This is a genomic window from Stenotrophomonas sp. AN71 (genome assembly GCF_050435725.1).
In the GTDB taxonomy this organism is placed as follows: domain Bacteria; phylum Pseudomonadota; class Gammaproteobacteria; order Xanthomonadales; family Xanthomonadaceae; genus Stenotrophomonas.
The window spans coordinates 1-19,245 of the sequence record NZ_JBNDKU010000016.1; the positions used below are offsets into that span (position 1 = coordinate 1).

The 19,245-nt window shown below is 66.3% G+C and carries 17 protein-coding genes; 7 read left to right on the forward strand and 10 right to left on the reverse strand.

Annotated features, from left to right (window positions below; genetic code table 11):
• Positions 1–125: 125 nt before the first annotated feature.
• The 9 genes from hglS to ABH900_RS19150 all read right to left on the reverse strand — a co-directional run bounded on the left by hglS (position 126) and on the right by ABH900_RS19150 (position 11,065).
• A complete protein-coding gene (hglS, locus tag ABH900_RS19110) occupies positions 126–1,490 on the reverse strand; it encodes a 2-oxoadipate dioxygenase/decarboxylase HglS (protein ID WP_429624726.1) in 1,365 nt (454 codons plus the stop codon).
• 184 nt (positions 1,491–1,674) lie between these two features.
• On the reverse strand, positions 1,675–2,163 hold the full coding sequence (locus ABH900_RS19115; RefSeq protein WP_429624728.1) for a hypothetical protein: 489 nt from the start codon (positions 2,161–2,163) through the stop codon (positions 1,675–1,677).
• Positions 2,164–2,194: 31 nt separating this feature from the next.
• Positions 2,195–2,947, reverse strand: coding sequence for an HAD family hydrolase (locus tag ABH900_RS19120; RefSeq protein WP_429624730.1), 753 nt, complete (start codon positions 2,945–2,947; stop codon positions 2,195–2,197).
• 95 nt (positions 2,948–3,042) lie between these two features.
• The gene (locus tag ABH900_RS19125) at positions 3,043–3,459 is read right to left on the reverse strand and encodes an EF-hand domain-containing protein (RefSeq protein WP_429624731.1); all 417 of its coding nucleotides are present in this window, start codon (positions 3,457–3,459) and stop codon (positions 3,043–3,045) included.
• 232 nt (positions 3,460–3,691) lie between these two features.
• Positions 3,692–4,063: a hypothetical protein gene (locus tag ABH900_RS19130; protein ID WP_429624733.1), complete on the reverse strand. Its 372-nt coding sequence runs from the start codon at positions 4,061–4,063 to the stop codon at positions 3,692–3,694.
• A 199-nt stretch (positions 4,064–4,262) separates the two neighbouring features.
• On the reverse strand, positions 4,263–4,976 hold the full coding sequence (locus ABH900_RS19135) for a M15 family metallopeptidase (protein WP_429624734.1): 714 nt from the start codon (positions 4,974–4,976) through the stop codon (positions 4,263–4,265).
• Positions 4,909–6,462: a serine hydrolase domain-containing protein gene (locus tag ABH900_RS19140; protein ID WP_429624736.1), complete on the reverse strand. Its 1,554-nt coding sequence runs from the start codon at positions 6,460–6,462 to the stop codon at positions 4,909–4,911. The genes ABH900_RS19135 and ABH900_RS19140 overlap by 68 nt, the downstream gene beginning before the upstream one ends.
• A gap of 55 nt (positions 6,463–6,517) precedes the next feature.
• Complete coding sequence (locus ABH900_RS19145; RefSeq protein ID WP_429624737.1) at positions 6,518–9,541, reverse strand: TonB-dependent receptor; 3,024 nt, start codon at positions 9,539–9,541, stop codon at positions 6,518–6,520.
• Positions 9,542–9,592: 51 nt separating this feature from the next.
• On the reverse strand, positions 9,593–11,065 hold the full coding sequence (locus tag ABH900_RS19150) for a transglutaminase-like domain-containing protein (RefSeq protein WP_429624738.1): 1,473 nt from the start codon (positions 11,063–11,065) through the stop codon (positions 9,593–9,595).
• 132 nt (positions 11,066–11,197) lie between these two features.
• Here ABH900_RS19150 and ABH900_RS19155 point away from each other — a divergent pair, with 132 nt between their 5' ends.
• From ABH900_RS19155 to ABH900_RS19180, 6 genes are all read left to right on the forward strand, one after another.
• Complete coding sequence (locus ABH900_RS19155; protein ID WP_429624740.1) at positions 11,198–12,643, forward strand: SH3 domain-containing protein; 1,446 nt, start codon at positions 11,198–11,200, stop codon at positions 12,641–12,643.
• The gene (locus ABH900_RS19160; RefSeq protein WP_429624742.1) at positions 12,640–13,734 is read left to right on the forward strand and encodes a dipeptide epimerase; all 1,095 of its coding nucleotides are present in this window, start codon (positions 12,640–12,642) and stop codon (positions 13,732–13,734) included. Before ABH900_RS19155 ends, ABH900_RS19160 begins: the two co-directional genes overlap by 4 nt.
• Positions 13,735–13,986: 252 nt before the next feature.
• Positions 13,987–14,835 (forward strand): MurR/RpiR family transcriptional regulator, encoded by an 849-nt coding sequence (locus tag ABH900_RS19165; RefSeq protein ID WP_429624744.1) that lies wholly within the window; start codon positions 13,987–13,989, stop codon positions 14,833–14,835.
• Between the two features lie 15 nt (positions 14,836–14,850).
• Positions 14,851–15,612: a L,D-transpeptidase family protein gene (locus tag ABH900_RS19170; RefSeq protein WP_429624746.1), complete on the forward strand. Its 762-nt coding sequence runs from the start codon at positions 14,851–14,853 to the stop codon at positions 15,610–15,612.
• On the forward strand, positions 15,609–16,910 hold the full coding sequence (locus ABH900_RS19175) for an APC family permease (protein WP_429624747.1): 1,302 nt from the start codon (positions 15,609–15,611) through the stop codon (positions 16,908–16,910). Before ABH900_RS19170 ends, ABH900_RS19175 begins: the two co-directional genes overlap by 4 nt.
• A 107-nt stretch (positions 16,911–17,017) precedes the next feature.
• Positions 17,018–17,350: a hypothetical protein gene (locus tag ABH900_RS19180; RefSeq protein WP_429624749.1), complete on the forward strand. Its 333-nt coding sequence runs from the start codon at positions 17,018–17,020 to the stop codon at positions 17,348–17,350.
• A 52-nt stretch (positions 17,351–17,402) separates the two neighbouring features.
• Here the strand turns inward: ABH900_RS19180 and yiaA are convergent, their stop codons facing one another.
• A complete protein-coding gene (yiaA, locus tag ABH900_RS19185) occupies positions 17,403–17,858 on the reverse strand; it encodes an inner membrane protein YiaA (RefSeq protein ID WP_429624751.1) in 456 nt (151 codons plus the stop codon).
• A 168-nt stretch (positions 17,859–18,026) separates the two neighbouring features.
• Between yiaA and ABH900_RS19190 the strand changes: the two genes are divergently transcribed.
• Entirely contained in the window at positions 18,027–19,193 is a 1,167-nt protein-coding gene (locus ABH900_RS19190; protein WP_429624752.1) for a PQQ-dependent sugar dehydrogenase, read from the forward strand.
• Positions 19,194–19,245: the final 52 nt, after the last annotated feature.

Below are 19,245 nucleotides of genomic sequence, written 5' to 3' on the forward strand. Positions count from 1 at the left end.
ATTCCGTGGGATGGCGGGGCGGGGGCGGGTGGGGGGGGGGGCGGCGAAAAGCGCCCGGGGGGGGGGGGGGCCCCCCCCGCGGGGGGCCGCCCCCCCCCCCCCCCCCCCCCCCCCCGGCTCTACCTTCACGCGATGCGCAGACTCGCCAGCGACTCGGCCTGCAGCCGCTCGTAGATCTCGAACTCGTCATTCACCGCCACGCCCAGCGCCTGCTCGAAGGCCTCGCGGTTGGCATGCGCGGCATAGGCGCGCTGCTCTTCACCACCCAGGTTCGACTGGAAAATGCCCGCAGCGCTGACCGGCAGGAAATCCTCATAGACGATCGGGTCGGCCGTGGCCAGGCCCACGGCCACCAGCACTTCGGCCGGCAGATCGGCCACGCGCTCCGGCGCGGCACGGCCGGCGTCGGTCAACTGGTAGCGGTAGTAGCCCAGTCCTTCCTGGCGCAGCGTGTCATGGTCATCCGGGAAGCTGGCAAACACCGCCTGCAGGCGCTGGCCGTAGTCGCCACCGGTGCTGCCGGCACCTTCGGTGTTGCGCGCCTGTGACAGCAGCTGGTCGTACAGCGCGCGGCCCTTCGGGGTCAGTGCAAGGCCGCGTTGTTCGATCTCGCCGAAGCGCGCGGTATGGGTGCCGGCATCGCCCCCCTCACTGTCCGGGAACTGCACGGCTTCTTCCAGTGCCTTGAAGCTGGTCTGGCGCAGCAGGATCGGGCAGGCACGGCGCGGCGGGCCTTCGATCACCGCCTTGGCCGCCATGCCGTGCTCGATCATTGCCGCCTGCGCAGCGTCGATGTCCAGCGTGCGCGGCGTCAGGTGGTTGATGTGCGGGCCACGGAAACTGACCACGTCGGCCACCAGGCGGTGCGCGTTGTGCAGCGCGTGATAGGTCGGCAGATCGACCGTGGCATCGCCGTGCCAGCGGAAGGTCTCCAGTGCTTCCTCCACGAAGCGCTCCGCATCGGCCTGCGACAGGCCACCGTCACGCTCGGCCTGGTCGATCAGCGCCAGCGCGCCGTCGGTGAAGATGCGGCGACGGGCCAGGATCTTCGCCGACTCGGCACGCAGGGTTTCGTCTTCGATCAGCTCCAGGCGCAGCAGCGAGGTGAACACGCGGAACGGATTCTGCGCCAGCGCCGCGCCGGTCAGCGGGCGGAACGCAGTGGAATGCACCGGCACGCCGGCCACCGACAGGTCGTAGTAACCGACCGGGTACATGCCCATCACCGCGAACACGCGGCGCAGCGTGGCCAGCTCCTGCACGGTGCCGACGCGGATCGCGCCATGACGCTCCTCGTCCAGCCGCGCACGTTCGTCATTGCGCTGCAGCTGCGCAGCCAGCGCCGGGTCCTGCTCCAGCACCTGGGCGTTGATCCGCTCCACCAGTTCCACCAGCGTGCCGTACAACGGCACTTCGGCGCGGTACATGCGGGACATGGCCTGTGCGAACAGGCGGCGGATCACATCGGGCGAAACGAAAGAGGCGCTCATCAGTCACTCGATTACGGGAACGGGAAGCGATTCCGCCGGGCATGGCCCGGCGCTACTGGGTCCATTGTCGCCGGAGCGCGCGGCGGCGGCGATACGCAGAGCAACATGAGAAATATTGGTAGCGCCCGGCCATGCCCGGCGGATCCCAGGGCCGCGCCGCGCGCTCGCCGGGCGTAGCCCGGCATTACCGCTGCAGCTGCCGCTTCAACGTGGCATCCAGGGTGATCGGCCGGTCCCAGTGCTGGTAGCTGGCCACGATGGCGTGGCGCACGGCGCGCACATGCAGGTTCTGTGGTTTCACCGGCATGCGCTTCACCACTGCCTCCCAGCCACCCTGCGGGTCCTGGCTGAAGGCGCGCACGCTGTCGCGGCAGGTCTGGCCGCTGGCCTTGGCCCAGAAGCAGGCGAAGTAGATGTCCCCCGCCTGCCAGCCGTGGGTGGTGAACAGCGCGCTGACGTAGCCACGCGGCACGTCGGCATAGCGCGACACTTCGTCGAGAAAGGCGTCGGGGTAGCGTTCGGCGTAGTGGTTGATGTCCTGCAGCTGGGCATCGACCCAGCGATCGCCGGTGCTTACCTCATAGGTGGCCGAACGTTCGGCCGTCTGCTGGGCCAGCACGGTGGCCGGCGCCAGCAGCAGGGACAACAGCAGCGCGCGCAGTCGGAGGTTCATGGACCGATTCTGCCGCAGCCGCCGCCTCCTGTCAGGCCGCCGCGGCGGCCTTGGCTTCGATGGCCGCCAGCGCGGCCGGCCAATCGTGGGCGGTATCGGCAGTGACCATGCGCGGTTCGTCATCGGCCACGCCGTGCTGGGTCTCGTGGGCCCAGGTCACCGCGTACGGGGTGTGGACGCCCCAGCCACCGAGGGTGACCACCGGCTCAATGTCAGAGCGCAGCGAGTTGCCGACCATCACGAAGCGCTCCATCGGCAGGTCGAACTCGGCCAGCACGCGCGCATAGGTTTCCGGGTCCTTCTCCGAGACGATCTCGATGCGCGGGAACAGCTCGCCCAGGTTGGCGACCTTGATCTTCGCTTCCTGATGGAACAGATCACCCTTGGTGATCAGCACCACCGGGTAGTGCTCGGCAATGGCCGCCACCGCTTCGCGCACGCCGTCGATCAGCTCCACCGGGTGGCGCAGGGTGTCGTGGCCGATGTCGAGGATGCGCTGGATGTCCTTGGCGTCGATGCGCTGCCCGGTGATGTCGATGGCCGCTTCGATCATCGACAGCGTCATGCTCTTCACGCCATAGCCGAAGGTGCCCAGATGGCGCTGCTGCACTTCCAGCAGGTGGCGCGCGGTCTGGGTGTCATGCACGTCGACGTAGCGCGACAGCAGGTCAAGATAATCCTGCTCGGCCTTGCGGTAGTAGTCCTCGCTCTTCCACAGCGTATCGTCACCGTCAAAACCGACCAGGCCGATGGCGCGCGACGGCGCAGGCGTGGAGGTGTTCATCGGTCAAGGATACAGGGGCGGCGATGACGAGAAAAACCCGGGCGGCCGCAGCCGCCCGGGTCCCCATGCACCGGTTGTCCCGAATCAGGTGTGGATCAGCGACCCTGCGCCGCGCCGGCACCGGCACCGGCCCCAGCCTGCTGGGCTGCCACGTAGGCCTTGTACTCATCGGCGCTCAGTTCGCCGTCCTTGTTGGTATCTGCCTGGTCGAACACCTGGGCCAGGCCCGCGTTGACCTGTGCCTCGCTCTTGCTGATGGTGCCGTTGCCATCAGTATCGATGCTGGCCCAGGTCTGGCCACCGCCGTTGGCCTGTGCCGATGCCGCCGCGGCCGCATCGGTCGCCTGGTCAGCGGCCTGGCCCGCCTGGGCTGCCGCCTGCTGGGCATGCGCCGCTTCGTTCTGCGCGTGCGCGGCCTGCTGCTTGGCCGACTGGGCCATCGCCGGGATGGCCAGCACGCTGCCGGCGGCGACGATCAGGGCGATCAGGGGCTTGCGGTTGCGAATAGTCATCAGGGGTGTCTCCTACCTATTGGGTGGTGTTGCGCGGCCTGTTGTTTCCGCACGGCACCTACCCTGCCACCGCGTTTCTGAATCGATTTTGCCCCGCGACCTGCGTGCACACACACGATTAACCACTCGCCACCACGCATGCTTTAGCGCGGTGGTTAGGGTGAAGTGAGTGGCTCATAAGATGCGCATTCAGCGCCTTTGCATTTAACCGGCAGGCAACGAAAAACCTGCGTCAGTCGACGGTTTTTTCCGATGACCGCGAACTGAACACCACCCATCCCAGCGCAACACCAGCCAGCGCACCGGCAATCTCCAGCACCACGCGGCTGCCGAGTTCGTTCGGATCGTGGATGGTGGCCAGGAACAGGCGCGCGTACAGCGGCGATTCCAGCCGCACGATGCCCATGTAGAACAATTTCCACGCGTCGATACCGGCGGAGATCACCACCGAGAACACGCAGGCCCAACCGATCGCGTACCCCATCGACCAGTGCAGCAGCCGGCACAGCCGCGACCACAGGAAATACACCAGCAGGCCGACCAGCAGGGCGATGACGCCGGCTTCCAGGGTGCCGAGCAGGCCGAAGTGCAGGGGAAGGTTCATCAGGTGGGCAGCGAGGGGAAGGCGGCCAGTGTAAGGGATCTGCCCCGGACGCAATCCGGTAGATCCACGCCACGCGTGGATGCTCTTCGTTCAATTTTTGAGATATCCGATTTCGATGGAGATTCATCCACGCATGGCGTGGATCTACTCCCCCCACCAGGAATCTATCGGGTGCAGGGCGCGGCCCTGCCGATAACCCCTACCGCACGGGTATGTCGTAGGCAGTGCCGGGGTCCGGTTCGGGCTGCAACGTGTAATGCCACCACTCCTGCGGATAGTTCACGAAACCACGCCGCGCCATTGCCTGCACCAGTTGCTGGCGGTTTGCCTGCTGCGCGTCGGTCAGTCCGCTCGTCTGCGTATGCGCACGTGGGCCGAAGAAGTCGAAGTCGGTGCCCATGTCCAGCGGCGTGCATGCACCGCTGCGGCAGTCCAGCAGACCAAGATCGACCGTGGCACCGCGGCTGTGGCCGGAGCGCTCGGCGATGTAGCCGTCGGCCAACAGGCGCGGCTTGTCCAGGTCCGGATACTGCACCGCCTTGCGCGAGCGCTCGCTCGGATCGTTCACCCAGGCCATGAAGGCCTGCACCGCGCGCACCGGCCGGTAGCAGTCGTACAGACGCAGGCCAAAGCCGTCCGCGCGCAGATCCTGTTCCACCTGTGCCAAGGCCTTGGCCACCGGCGCCAGCAGGTAGCAGGAAGGCGCCTCATACCCGGGCACGCGCGCGCCGGTGAAGTTGTGGGTACCGGCGTAGCGGATATCCATGTCGATGCGCGGCGACAGCGCGCGGATCTCCACGAGCCCGGCACCGGCTGCATCGGTGGCTGGCGAAATGCGTGGCGGCTCAGCGGCGCCGGCGGTCGCCGCCAGGGCATTCGCCAGTACGAGTGAAATGCAGGTCCTGGAAGTCATAGCTGAAGTCGATGTCCGGATCGATGGCGCGCAGGTCCAGTGTCGGTGCCGAGCCTTCACCCGGCCGCAGCCACGCCTGCGCCTCGTCGTCCAGCGTATCCCAGCGCAGCAGCCAGCGCCCCTGCAACTGCAGCACGGCCGCCTGCAGCTTTGGCGACTTGTCCACGCTGAAACGCAGGCCGTCCTTGCCCGGGCACAGCGAGGCCGGACCCAGCCAGGGATCCCTGTACCGGCCCTGCCAGTGTGACAGCTCGGTATGCGACGCCTGCCGTGCACCTGCGGTGTCCGGCCGCTGATGCCCCGTTGCCGCGCGCGCGGCCTGGTCAGCCTTCAGTTCGGCCAGGTATTCCATCGCCGGCCGCGCATCGCCCGCTGCGGTGAAGCGCTTCAGCATCGCCTGCATCAGCGCCGTGCGCGCGTCCTCGCCTTCACCATTGATCAGCATCACTACACCCACCTTGCGGTCGGGCAGCAATGCCAGCGACGAATACATGCCCGACAGCGTGCCGGTATGTGCCACCTTCCACTGACCATCCATGTCAGAGACGCGCCAGCCGTAGCCATAGCCGTAGAAGTGCGCGCTGTCCCAGCGCCGCTGGCGTTCACCCAGCGGCATCGGCATGTGCAGGGTCCACAGCGTGCGGCGTTGCTCGATGTCCAGCCAATCCGGCATCAAAGCCGGGTCCAGCAATACCTGCATCCATCGGGTCATGTCACGCAACGAGCAACGGATGCCGCCGGCGGCCATCGAGGGTAGATCCGGGCTGATTGCAGCATCGGCGTTCACCACTGAATTGCGGTCGCCACGCCAAGCATGCGGTTGTGCCACGTTGCCCACGCGCTTCACCGACCACGCCCCGACCTGGCAGCGTGACATGCCCAGCGGCTGGAACACCTGCTCGCGCATCAGGTGGTCATAGGGCTTGCCGCCGGCGGCTGCCGCGACTTCGCCGGCCACCACATACATCAGGTTGTCGTAGGCGTAGCGGCTGCGGAAGCTGCTGACCGGCTTCAGGTGCGCCAACCCTGCGATGATGTCGGCGCGGGTGAACGCGTTCGGTTCCGGCCACAGCATCAGGTCGCCCGCGCCCAGGCCGAGCCCGCTGTTGTGGATCAGCAGGTCGCGCACCTGCATCTGCCCGCCCACCCAGGTCTCATACATACGGAAATCCGGCAGATACCGCTGCACCGGATCATCCCAGTGCAGCTTTCCCTGCTGTACCAGCCGCGCAAGCAATGCGGCGGTCATCGCCTTGCTGTTGGAGGCGATCTTGAACAACGTGTCCTCGTCGATGCGTCCGCCATCGCCGCGCGCACCTTCGGCGTGCCGGTAGACCACCCGCCCCTGTTCGACCACGGCCATGGCCAGCGCCGGCAGATGCTCGTGCTGGACCACGGCCGCGACATCGGTATCGATGGAGGCGGTGTCGACCATCGAAACGGACGGTGCAGCCAGTGCAGCCGCCAGGATCACCAGGTGATGCATGCAGATTTCCCGTCCGGTATCCGCGCCGCCGGTCGAGGCGGCGCGGCTCGTGGTCTCAGAAGTTCCAGGTCACCACCAGCTGGGTGTAACGCGGTGCCTGCCAGCGTGTACCCGTGGCGAAGGTGGCCTCACGATACTGGCCAGGTTGTGCCTCGTAGCGCTGATGCACGTTGATGGTCTTCTGGTTGTTGAACAGGTTGTACACCGACAGACGTGCGCTGAGGTCGATGCCTTCCACCGGCAGACGCCAGGTCACGTTGGCGCCCATGGTCCAGGTCCACGGCAGCCGACCGAAGGCACCGCGCGGGCTGTATTCGAACTGGCGCTTGTCGTATGGACCGGAACAGTTGGCCACGCACAGCCAGCCGGTGCCGCCACCACTGCCTTCGCTGGACGTACTGCCACCAGCGATGGAATCGTTCGGCCACATCACGCCATAGGCGGTGATCGGGCCACCGGACTGCACCTGCAACGTGGTGCCGAACGACCACTGCTTGTTCAGCGCATACGCGGCGCGCAGCTTGAACTGGTGGCGGAAGTCGTTGAACAGCACGCCATAGCGCTCATTGGTGGCCGGATGGTCCCAGAACTGCACCATGCCGGTGTCGCCGTAGTTGGTATCGGAGTTCACCGGGCCTTCGAAGTTGCCCTCGCTCTTCGACCACAGATAGGAGGCGTTGAACATCCATTTCTCGTCCCACGCACGGTCGATCTGGAATTCCAGCGCCTTGTAGGTGCGCTTGGGCTTGGAATAGCCGATCACCTCGCCACTGCCGCCCTTGCGGTAGCCGCTGTTGGCGGTATCGATGGTGATCCATCCCTCGTTGGCGCAGCCGATGCGCTTGTCGCCCCAGATCGTCAGGCTCTCGCCCGGGTTGGCGATCGGCCACAGCGTGCTCGGGGTCGGTCCGCAGGGGGTGTAGTTGATGCGGATGTCATCCAGCGCGCGGGTCATGCGCCGGTAGGTGGCGTTGACGCCCCACGACCAAGCCTGGTTGATCATGTTCTGGAAGCCTAGGATGTACTCGTCCTGGTAGACCGCTTTCAGATCGCGGTCCACGCTCTGCCGCAGGTCGGCGCCACCGGTGTTCATGCGGGTGTCGGTCGGCCCGATCTGCTGGCCGATGATCGGTGCCATGTACGGCGAGCCGGTTGGCGAGGACTTCTGCTCCCAACCGTTGAGCACGTAGTAGCTGTACTCGTCGGTCAGGCCACCGGCGAAGTTGACGTTGATGTTGTTGGTGACCGGCAGGTAGTAGCGGCCGGCGTTGCCGAACAGCTTGGTGCTGCCATCGCCGCGCATGTCCCACGAGAAGCCGACGCGGGGCGCGATCAGGTCGTCCATCTTGATGAACGCCTTGCCGGCGGCGGTGCGGTTCTCGAATCGATCCCAGCGCACACCGAGGTTCAGCATCAGGTTCGGGGTGATGTTCCAGATGTCTTCCAGATAGAAGGCATTGGCCTCGGTTTCGAACGTGCCACCGGACTTGCGGTTGCGCGCGCGCAGCATCTCGGTGACGCCTGCTGGCACATAGGCGTTGGCGCCGTCCCACACCTCATCACCCGGCCGCGCCACGTAGGCGGTGTAGCTCCGCTCGGTTGGACCGGGATAGCGGGTGGACTGCTTGGTGGTCATCAGCTCGCGGTCCACGCCGAAGCGAAGCAGGTGATCGCCCAGCTGCCATTCGAAATCCAGGCGCGCGACGTCGCGGGTATCGTCGCGCTCGGCGACGGCGGCACCGGTCGGATGGCAGCCTGCGCGCAGGCCCTGCAGCTTGCCCAGCCGCGGGCCGTAGGTGCTGTCGGTGAATACCGGGCTGCAGGCCTGGTCCAGCGACGAACTGGTGAACGCGCGCTGGTTGTTCTGGCCGACCATGGCACGTGCGGTGAAGTTCTGGCCGAAGTGACCCGTGTAGGTCGCCGACCAGTTGCGGCCACCGGTTTCGGTGACCGAGTCGCCGCCCCAGGCACCGAGCTGGTCCGTGTTCCAGTTGTAGCCATACGACGCGTTGGTGACGTCGCCTTCATCGGAGAACGCCAGCAGCGCCAGGCTGTGGTTGTCATTGATGTTCCAGTCCAGCTTGGTGCCCCAGAAGCCGTTGCCGGCATCATTCTTGAACCAGGTGCTGCCATCGGACGCGGTGTTGTGTCCCTTGTCACTGCGGTCTTCGTACATCGCAAACAGGAACAGCTTGTCCTTGATGATCGGCCCCGAGCCCCAGACATTGGTCTTCAGGAACGAATTGTTGTCACGGCTGCCATACGAATGCGGCGTGCCGTCGCGGTGGAAATGGTCACCACCGCTGGAGCGCCACGCGCTGGGCTCGATGGTCACTTCCACACCGCCTTCGAATTCATTGCTGCCGGAGCGGGTCACGGCATTGATCACACCACCGGTGGAGCGGCCGAACTCGACCGAGTAGCCACCGGTCTTGACCTGGAACTCGTTGAAGAAGGCGAACGGCGCGGTACTGAAGCCTCGACGGGTATACATGTCGGTGACGTTCAGGCCGTTGATGAAGACCGCGTTCTCGGCCACCGATGAACCGGCGAAGGACAGGCCACCGAACGACGAATTGCCGCCGACAACGCCCGGTGCCATCAGTGCCACCGCCGACAGATCCTGCGCAACCGGCAGGCGCGAGATCTCCTGGCGGTTGATGTTGAACGAGGTTTCAGTGGAGTACACATCCACGCGATTGACCACGCGGGTGCCGACCACCTGCAGCGCATCGAGGTTGGTGACGCCTCCCGCGCTGGCCAGATTGACCGTAGTGGTTCCGCCGACGGCAACGCTGACAGCCACCTGATCGCCCAGCTTCTGCCCTTCGCGGCTGAGCTGCAGCTGGTAATCACCCACCGGCAGTTGGCCCAAGCGGTAGCTGCCATCGGCGCCGACGGTGACGGTGCGGGTCAGGCCGGTGCTGCTGCTGACCACGGTCACCTGGTCGCCGGCGGTTGCACGGCCGGCGACTGCGCCGCTCACGTTCTGTGCCATCGCGATACCGGGCAGCACTACGCCCAGACACGCCCCAAGGGCGACGCACAACGCCGCCCGCTTGATGCTGTAAGCCTTCATCCCCTGCTCTCTCCTGCAAGAATTGAATGGTGTGGAATGCGATGTGCCGCGCTAGCGTTGCCTGGCTGGCAGTACCCGCCACTGGAAGTCGTAGCTCCATTGGTCGAAATACAGGTTGCCGCCTGCCCACTCGGCCTCGCCACGCTGCGAGTCGACCGTTTCCGAGCGGAAATGCTGTTTGGCCGGCGCCAGGGCCTGGCCGAAATCATCGTTGAAGGTGATGCGGTCGCCGTCGAGGCCACCCAGATAGAAGTCACGCAGCGCCGGCACATCGCTGGCCAGCGCACCGGTGGTCACGTCCATCGGCAGCCAGCCGTACGGCGCCAGGTAGAACTGCCCCCAGTCATGCAGGTTGGTGTAGCCGCTGCCATCGCTGGAAAAAACCATGCCCGACTGCCAGCGCGCGGGAATGCCGTTCAGGCGCAGCAGCGCGATCAGCAGCAGCGTCTGCTGCCCGCAGTCGGCATGCCCGGCACGTAGCGCATAGTCGCTGATGTTGCTGATCGTGGAGTACTCGCGCGCACCGGCCCAGGGAATGCGATCTACCGCTGCGAACAGCGTGCGCACCACTTCATAGGGCCGCGTCTCTCCCTGCAGTACCTGGTCGGAGAACAGCTTCAGCGCCGGCGTGAATCGCACGTGCGGCAGCTGCTCGGCCAGGTAGGGCTTCAGCGCCGGATCGGCCGGTGTGGGTTGCACCCTCGCCGGATCGATTGACGTGTGTCTGGCGAAGATCGTGACCGAATAGCGGATCTCGAAACGGGTCGGTTGCCCGGCCACCGCCTTGGCTTCCAGATAGGCCGTGCGTTGCAAGGTGCTGGCCGGTGCCACCCGCGCCTTGCCCGGGCTGCTGCCCAGCCACTGCACCTGCTCCTGCTGGCCCGGGATCTCGCGCGGGTACGGAATCCAGGCGCGTACCGTTTCGCCGGCCGGCACGGCATCAGCCTTCACCGTCAGCGATTGGGTGAATTCAATGCGCTGCGGCAGCACCGAGGCCTGTCCGCTCTGCTCGACCGCAGCAACCACGCGCGCATGGTGTGCGTTGAGCACCTCATTCGGGCCTGGCGCCGGCATCGGTGCGTCCGCGCGGCGGCGTGCGCGCGCTTCATCGCTGAGCAGGAACAGGTTCGACGGTGCACGCTTGAAGTACCAGCGTGTGCTGTCGATATCGAGATGTTCGATCAGACTGAGCTGATCCCAGCGCGCGAACTCCTCGTCGCTCAGATCGGGAATCCAACGCCGCACCGCCGCCTTGGCCGCGGCTTCGTCGAGACTGAAATCCAGGCGGATGCGGCGCATGCGCTCGCGCTGGAATTCGCCTTCGGCGTCATTTTTTCCGGTTGCCAAACGCGCATCGGCATCACCGAAACGGCCGCTGTCGATCAGATCGATCACCTGGGTTTCGCGCGCACGCTGCGGGCTGCTGCACTCATCCGCTGCCTGCGCAGCCGACGCGCACAGCAGCAGCGCGGCACACAGGCCGGCAGCAGCAGGCAGACGCGGTTTGCGAACAGCAGGATCCACAGCGACACTTCCCCAGCGCGGGTGGTAATGGCTGTGTAACACGGGCCGGAGGACTGGTCAATAATTTATTCTTGCTTTCGCCATCAAAAGGAATAAATATTCCATGGAGCATTCGAGGAGGGTGTGCACCGCATGATCCAGTCTTCCCGCGAACCGCAACGGCAGTGGCGATGGCCGCGCCGGCTGACCCTGGCCGTGTGCCTGCTGGCCGCGCCGGCCTTTGTCCAGGCCGCTCCCGCCCCCGATCCCGGCGCGCCGCTGCCGTATGTGATCGGCCTGCATGAGGCCTACCTGACCCCGCAGTACTGGGCGGCTCGGCTGGACAACGCCGATGCTCCGATCCTCGACCGCGCGCAGATCGACGCGCAGAACGCGCGGATGCGCGCGCAGGACAGCCATATCCAGGACATCGCCGCACTGCCTGCACAACTCGGCGTAACGCAGGTCCGCGACAGCATCACCGCGCTATCGCGCTGGCCCACGCGGGCGCTGTATGACGAGAAGGGACAGACCATCGCTGCAGGTGCGCGCCGCGCCATCGAAGCCAACCTCGGTCTGGATACGATTCCCGCCCAGGTGACACCTGCCTATGGCCTGGTAGTGAAGCGCGCCGCACTGCGCACCTTCCCCACCCGCGAACGCGTCTTCAGCACCGCCGGTGACACCGACATCGACCGCTTCCAGGAATCGGCACTGTTCCCCGGCGACAAGGTGGCCGTGGTCCACCGCAGTACCGACGGTCGCTGGCTGTTCGTGCACAGCGAGCGCTACAGCGCATGGATCCAGGCCGATGCCATCGCCGGCGGCGACAAGGCCACAGTGCTCGGCTACGGCGCGAAGGGACCGTATCGGATCGTCACCGGTGCCACTGCACAGACCGCCTACACCCCGGAAGAACCGCGCGTCTCGCGGCTGCAGCTGGACATGGGCGTGCGCCTGCCGGTGCTGAGCGACTGGCCAGCCGCCGAACCGGTGAACGGCCAACAGGCACATGCGTCGTGGGTGGTGCAGCTGCCGGTGCGCGAAGCCGATGGCCGCTTGAAGCTGGTGCCGGCCCTGTTGCCGCGCTCGCAGGACACTGCCGCCGACTACCTGCCACTGACCCCGCGCCTGCTGCTGCAGCAGGCCTTCAAGTTCCTTGGCGAGCGCTACGGCTGGGGCCACGACTACGACACCCGCGACTGCAGCGGTTTCGTTTCCGAGATCTACCGCAGCTTCGGCGTTCTGCTGCCGCGCAATACCAGCGCACAGGCAGTCAGCCCGGCGCTGGACCGCCTGCCGTTCACCGACAAGGACCGCAAGGCCGTGCGCGATCACGCCGTCACCGACCTGCAGGTCGGCGATCTGGTCTACATCCCCGGACACGTGATGATGGCCATCGGCCACGTCGACGGCCGCACCTGGGTCATCCACGATACCGCTGGCGGCAGCTGGTTCGGCGCCGACGGCACGCGCGTGCAGGCCCATCTCAATGGTGTTTCGGTCACGCCGCTGGAGCCGATGATGGCCAGCGATACCGTCCGCTACATCGACCGCATCACCAACATCCAGCGCCTGCGGGCCAAGACTCCTGAATGAAGATCACCGCCATCGAACTGGGCATGCTGCGCGTGCCGTTGAAGACACCGTTCAAGACCGCCCTGCGCACAGTGGAGACCGTGGAAGACGTGGTGGTGCTGATCCGCACCGACACCGGCAACACCGGCTACGGTGAAGCCCCGGCCACCGCAGTGATCACCGGCGATACGCACGGTTCGATCATCGAAGCGATCCGCCACTTCATCGCCCCGCGCCTGATCGGCCAGGAGGTGGTCAACCTCAACCGCCTGTGCGGTCTGGTGCAGACCGCGATGGAGCGCAACACCAGCGCCAAGGCAGCGGTGGAGATCGCGCTGTACGACCTGTGGGCGCAGCTGCACGGTGCACCGCTGTACCAGATGCTCGGCGGCGGTGACCCGGTGATCACCACCGACATCACCATCAGCGTGGATTACATCGACAAGATGGTGGCCGATTCACTGTCCGCGATCGAACGCGGCTTCGAGTCGCTGAAGATCAAGGTCGGCAAGGACATCGGCCTGGACATCGAACGGGTCAAGGCGATCCACGCGGCCGTGGAGGGACGTGCACTGCTGCGCCTGGATGCCAACCAGGGCTGGACCGCCAAGCAGGCGGTGCATGCGATGCGTACGCTGGAAGACGCCGGCGTGGTGCTGGAGCTGCTGGAGCAGCCGGTGAAAGCCGCCGACATCAGCGGCCTGAAGTATGTCACCGACCGGGTCAACACGCCGGTGATGGCCGACGAGAGCGTGTTCAGCCCGAGCCAGGTGATGGACCTGATCCAGCAGCGCGCGGCCGACATCATCAACATCAAGCTGATGAAGACCGGTGGCCTGTCCAACGCCATCCGCATCGCCGATATCGCCGGCATCTACGGCGTGCCGTGCATGATCGGCTGCATGATCGAATCCAGCATCAGCGTGGCCGCGGCCGTGCACCTGGCCGTGGCCAGGAGCGATGTGATCACCAAGGTCGACCTGGACGGTCCCTCACTGGGCCAGTTCGACCCGGTCAGCGGCGGCGTGCATTTCAACGAATCGGAGATCAGCATCAGCGATGTGCCCGGGTTGGGCATCACCGAAGTGCGCGGGCTGGAGATGCTGGGGTGACCAGTAGATCCACGCCATGCGTGGATTCACTTGCTTTTGGCGTTGCTTTTGCACTACCCCGTATCCCCCTCGCGGCTGGCACGCGCGCGGTAGGTCCGGGGTCTTGCAGGGGTGTCCGCCGCATGAATGCGGCGGCCAAGCCTACAGGGACGTACGTGCGGCGTCCCCCGCAAACCCCACCCGCCCGACCCATTCCATGACACGCTCTACGCTGCCAACCGCAACGCGCCTATCCATGCCCGGACACCCCGCATGCCGCCCCTGCTGAAGATCCGTTCCGAGCGCGGGCAGATGTCGGCCATCGAACGCCGGATCGCCGACTTCATTCTCGACAATGCCCACCTGCTGCGCGACTACTCGTCCCAGCAGCTGGCCAGCGCGCTGGGCATCAGCCAGTCCAGCGTGGTGAAGTTCAGCCAGAAGCTCGGCTTCAAGGGCTATCCGGATCTGAAGTACTCCATCGGCCAGGACATCGCCCGCGCCGGAGCCGATCCGCAGCAGGCGCCCAGTACACCCGACAACGGCGATGACTACCTGCGCCTGGGCGAGACCCTGCGCCGCAGCAAGGCGCAGGCCGAGGAGGAGACCCGCCAGGCCAACCCGCGCGAGGAAATCGAACGCATCGTGCAGCTGCTTGATGGCGCACCAAAGCTGTTCGTGTACGGGCTGGGTGATGACGGCCTGTATGCCCGCGAGTTCGCCATGCGGCTGTCGCTGCTCGGCCTGCTGGTGGTGCCGCACACCGACCCGATCCTGATGCTGGCCAACCTCTCAGCCGCGCGCACCGGGGACGTGCTGCTGGTGTTCTCCGAGTTCGGCAACCTGCCCCAGCTCGCGCAGCTGTCGCGGCAGTTCCAGGACATGGGCGGCAAGGTGATTTCCATCACCCGCCACACCGCCAACCCACTGCGCGCGCACGCCGATGCCGCGCTGGTGGTTTGCGCGCACGACCGCGCACCGCAGGCCGCACAGCTGCTGTACCGTAGCGCGATGCACGCCCTGCTCGATTTCCTGTTCGTGCTGCTCTGCCATGCCAATCCGGACCGCCAGCAGCAGCTGGCGGTGAACCTGGAGCGGATCGATCACCTGCTGGATTCCTGACCGGAGCGCACGCTGATGAAATCGTTGGCCCGCCTTGCCACCGCTACGCTGCTGCTTGCCGCGGCGCTGTCCGTCCATGCTGCGCCCCTCGATGGCGCGCGCCAGCTGATCGTGGTCACCAGTGAAAGCTGGGACAGCACCCAGGGGCAGCTGCAGGCCTATGTGCGCGACGGCAAGGGCTGGCACGCGCATGGGCAGGCCTTCCCGGTCGCGCTTGGCCGCACCGGCAGCGCATGGGGCCTGGGCCTGCATCCGGCGCAGGCCGACGGCCCGCAGAAACGGGAAGGGGATGGCCGCAGCCCGGCCGGCGTGTTCGCGCTCGGCAGCGCGTTCGGCTATGCCGTCACCCGCCCCGGCACTGCGATCCCCTACCAGCCGATGCTGGACAGCAGCTATTGCATGGATGTGCCGGCGTCACCGTTCTATAACCGCATCGTCGACGCGAAAAAGGTGGGCAAGGCGGCCGTGGAAGGTTCGACCGAGCCGATGCGGCTGGACCTGCACAACAAGGGCGACGTGCGTTACCAGCAGGGCTTCGTGATCGCCCACAACCCGGACAACCAGCCCGGCAAGGGCAGCTGCATCTTTGCCCACCTGTGGCGCCAGCCAGGTGAGGCCACGGCCGGGTGCACCGCCATGCCGCAGGCGCGCATGCAGGCCCTGCTGGACTGGCTGCGGCCGCAGGATGGGCCGCGCTTCGTGCTGTTGCCGCGCGCCGAATACAAGCGGCTGCAGGCACGGTGGCAGCTGCCCGCACTGACCGGAGACGCCCGATGAGCGCGCAGGACGAACCGCAGCTGCAGCGCGCGGTCAGCCGCTGGCAGATCGTCGGGCTGTCGATCAACGATGTGATCGGCAGCGGCATCTACCTGCTGCCCGCCGCCACCGTGGCCCTGCTCGGTCCCTTCAGCCTGTGGGGCGTGGTCGCCGCCGGCATCGTCGTCGCCCTGCTGGTGCTCTGCTATGCACAGGCAGCCAGCTACTTCGATGAACCCGGCGGGAGCTACCTGTATGCCCGCGAGGCATTCGGACGCTTCGCCGGTTTCGAGATCGGCTGGATGATCTGGTTGACCCGCATCAGCTCGGCCGCCGCGCTCAGCAACGCGCTGGCCGACGCGGTCGCGCGCTTCTGGCCGTGGGCTGGCGCCGGCATGGGCCGCATCGCGGTGATCGTGGTGTCGCTGGGCTTCCTCACCGGGGTCAACATCATCGGCGTGCGTTCAGCTGCGCGTACCGGTGTGGTCCTGGTGATCGGCAAGATGCTGCCGCTGCTGCTGTTCGTGGCCATCGGTGCGTTCTACATCGACCCGCAACAGGTGTTTTCCGGCCAGCGCCCGGATCCGCACGACCTGCAGCGCATGGGCGAGGCTGCGCTTCTGCTGCTGTACGCCTACGCCGGTTTCGAGAACATCCCGGCTGCCGCCGGCGAATACCGCAATCCGCGCCGCGATATTCCGTTCGCGCTGATCACCATGATCATCACCGTCACCGTCATCTACGGTGCGGTACAGGTGGTGGCACAGGGCACGCTGGCCGGCCTGGCCGGCTCGGCCACGCCACTGGCCGATGCCGCCGCCGGCTTCGGCGGCGAAGCACTGGCGCTGATCCTGACCGTCGGCGCCACCATCTCCATCCTGGGCACCAACAGCAACACGATGATGATGGGCCCACGCTTCCTGTTCGCACTGGCCCGCGATGGCTACGGACCGAAGATCCTGGCGCAGGTGCATCCGCGTTTCCACACCCCCGCCGCATCGATCCTGTGCCAGGGCCTGATCGCACTGGGCCTGGCGCTGTCCGGTTCGTTCGTGCAGCTGGCGCTGCTGTCGATGACCACGCGATTGTTCGCCTATATCGGTACTGCTGCTGCGGTGCTGGTGCTGGCCAAGCGCTTCGCCGACCGGCCTGGCGCGTTGAAACTGCCCGGCGGCCCGCTGATTCCGGTGCTGGCGCTGCTGTTGTGCCTGGCACTGTTCGCCAGTGCCAGCTGGCAGAACATCGCCGCCGCGCTGGTCGCCTTTGCCATCGGCGCGGTGATCTACAAGCTGCCACGCAAGGACGCCGACACCGACTGATCGGTAGCGCCGCTGCGTGCGGATTGATCTGACGATCACACCGTCGGGCCCGTGGGTTAACCGGCCACGGGTCAGGATCGAAGCTCACCCACCACGGAGCCCGATCCATGAGCCCCGAGTACCAGATCCCCGGCCGCGTGCCGGACGACAGCACGCCGCGCGATGCGATCAGCAACTACTGGCGTGAGCGCTACAGCGCCGAGCCGTACTACGATGATCAGCTGTTCTTCGAGGACTACGAGCCGGCCTACCGCATCGGCCACGCTGCACGCGCGCAGGACATGATCCGCGCCTACGAGCAGGTCGAAGCCGAGCTGGAGTCGCGCTGGACCAACGAACGTGGTCGCAGCCGATTGGAATGGGCGCAGGCGCGCAATGCCGTGCGCCGTGGCTGGGAAGATGCGCAGCTGGCAGATCCACGGCTGTTGCGCGGCCCCTGACCGATCCGATACGCGGCAACGCCGGGCATGGCCCGGCGTTGCCGTTCCTGCATCACTCCTGTTCCGGCAACGGCGGCACGCTCGAGGTGCGGCGGCTGCCCTCACCACCACCGGCAGCAATCAGGTCGCGGGTGTTCTTCTGCACCGCCACCGCGCCGAACAGGGAAAGTGCGAATGCCATTCCATAGAAGCCCTTCTCGCTCAGTACCAGCGTGGCATTCCACAGGCCGACCAGGAGCAGCAACAGGGCAGACAAGAGCGCGAACCAGCACAGCGCGTAGTACAGGCCACTGACCGGAATGCCTTCGACCCGATCGCGTACGCTCTTCTGCAACGACACCGCCGCGAACAGGCCAAACAACAGCAGTGTCAGGTAATAGCCCTTTTCATTCAGCGGCATCTCCGCGTTGAACAGGCCTACCAGATAGGCCACTGCGCCCAGCAGCAGGGCCACCCAGGAAGCGGCGATGAAGGCAGGCGAGGGACGATGGATGATCGGTGCGTTCATTGCAGATCCTTGGCGGTCAGTCGGGCACGCTTTGCCCGGGCGTGCCCACCCTAGACGATCCCGCCGCCGTCGCACAGAGGGCGCAGGACCTTCGGGCCACGACGGTCACGGCCGCAGTGGTATACAAGGGACAGCCTGGCCATCCGCATCCCCGCACTGGAGATCCCCATGACCCGCACGCCCCTGCTGCTCGCCCTCGGCCTGTTGCCGATCCTCGCCACCTCCGCCTGTAATGCCGCCGATCCGGCTGCCAGCGGTGCGCAGGCCATGCCTTCAGCGTCCGCCCCCTCGGACCAACGCCCGTTCGCCACCACCGAAGTCAGCCGCTTCGACCAGCCCTGGGCGATGACCTTCCTGCCCGATGGCAGCCTGCTGGTCACCGAAAAGCGCGGCAAGCTGCAGCATCTGGACCTGGCCAGCGGCCAGAAGCACGAGGTCACCGGCGTTCCGAAGGTCGCCTACGGTGGCCAGGGCGGTTTCGGCGACATCATCCTGCACCCCGACTTCGCTCGGAATCATGTCGTTTACGTCAGCTATGCCGAGGAAGGCACGCTGGACACGCGCGGTGCTGCCGTGGCCCGCGCCACGCTGGCGCTGGACGCCAACGGCGGTGGCCAGCTGAAGGATCTGAAGGTGATCTGGCGGCAGAGCCCCAAGGTCAGCGGTGAAGGCCACTACGGCCATCGTCTCGCCTTCGGCCCGGACGGCAAGCTGTGGATCAGTTCCAGCGAGCGGCAGAAGTTCGATCCGGCGCAGGACATGGGCAGCAACCTCGGCAAGATCATCCGCCTCAATGATGATGGCAGCCTGCCGGCGGACAACCCGTTCGCCTCGCAGGGCGGCGTGGCCGCGCAGGTGTGGTCGCTGGGCCACCGCAACATCCTTGGCATGGCATTCGATGCCAACGGCAAGCTGTGGGCGCATGAGATGGGCCCGGCCGGTGGTGACGAACTGAACCTGATCGTGCGCGGCGCCAACTACGGCTACCCGATCGTCTCCAACGGTGACCATTACGATGGCCGTCCGATTCCCGACCACGACACCCGCCCGGAATTCGCCGCACCGAAGGTGACCTGGACCCCGGTGATCTCGCCTGCCGGCTTCGTGATCTACAGCGGCAGTCTGTTCCCGCAGTGGAAGGGCAGCGGTTTCATCGGCGGCCTGTCGTCCACCTCGCTGGTGCGCGTGGCCTTCGACGGCGACAGCGCGCGCGAAGCCGAGCGCTTCAACATGGGCGAACGCATCCGCGAAGTGGAACAGGGCCCGGATGGCGCGCTGTGGCTGCTGGAAGACGGCAGCAAGGCGCGCCTGCTGAAGCTGACGCCGAAGGCCTGACAGCACGGCAGTGCCGGCCGCTGGCCGGCATCGCCCCTATGAAACGGCCCCG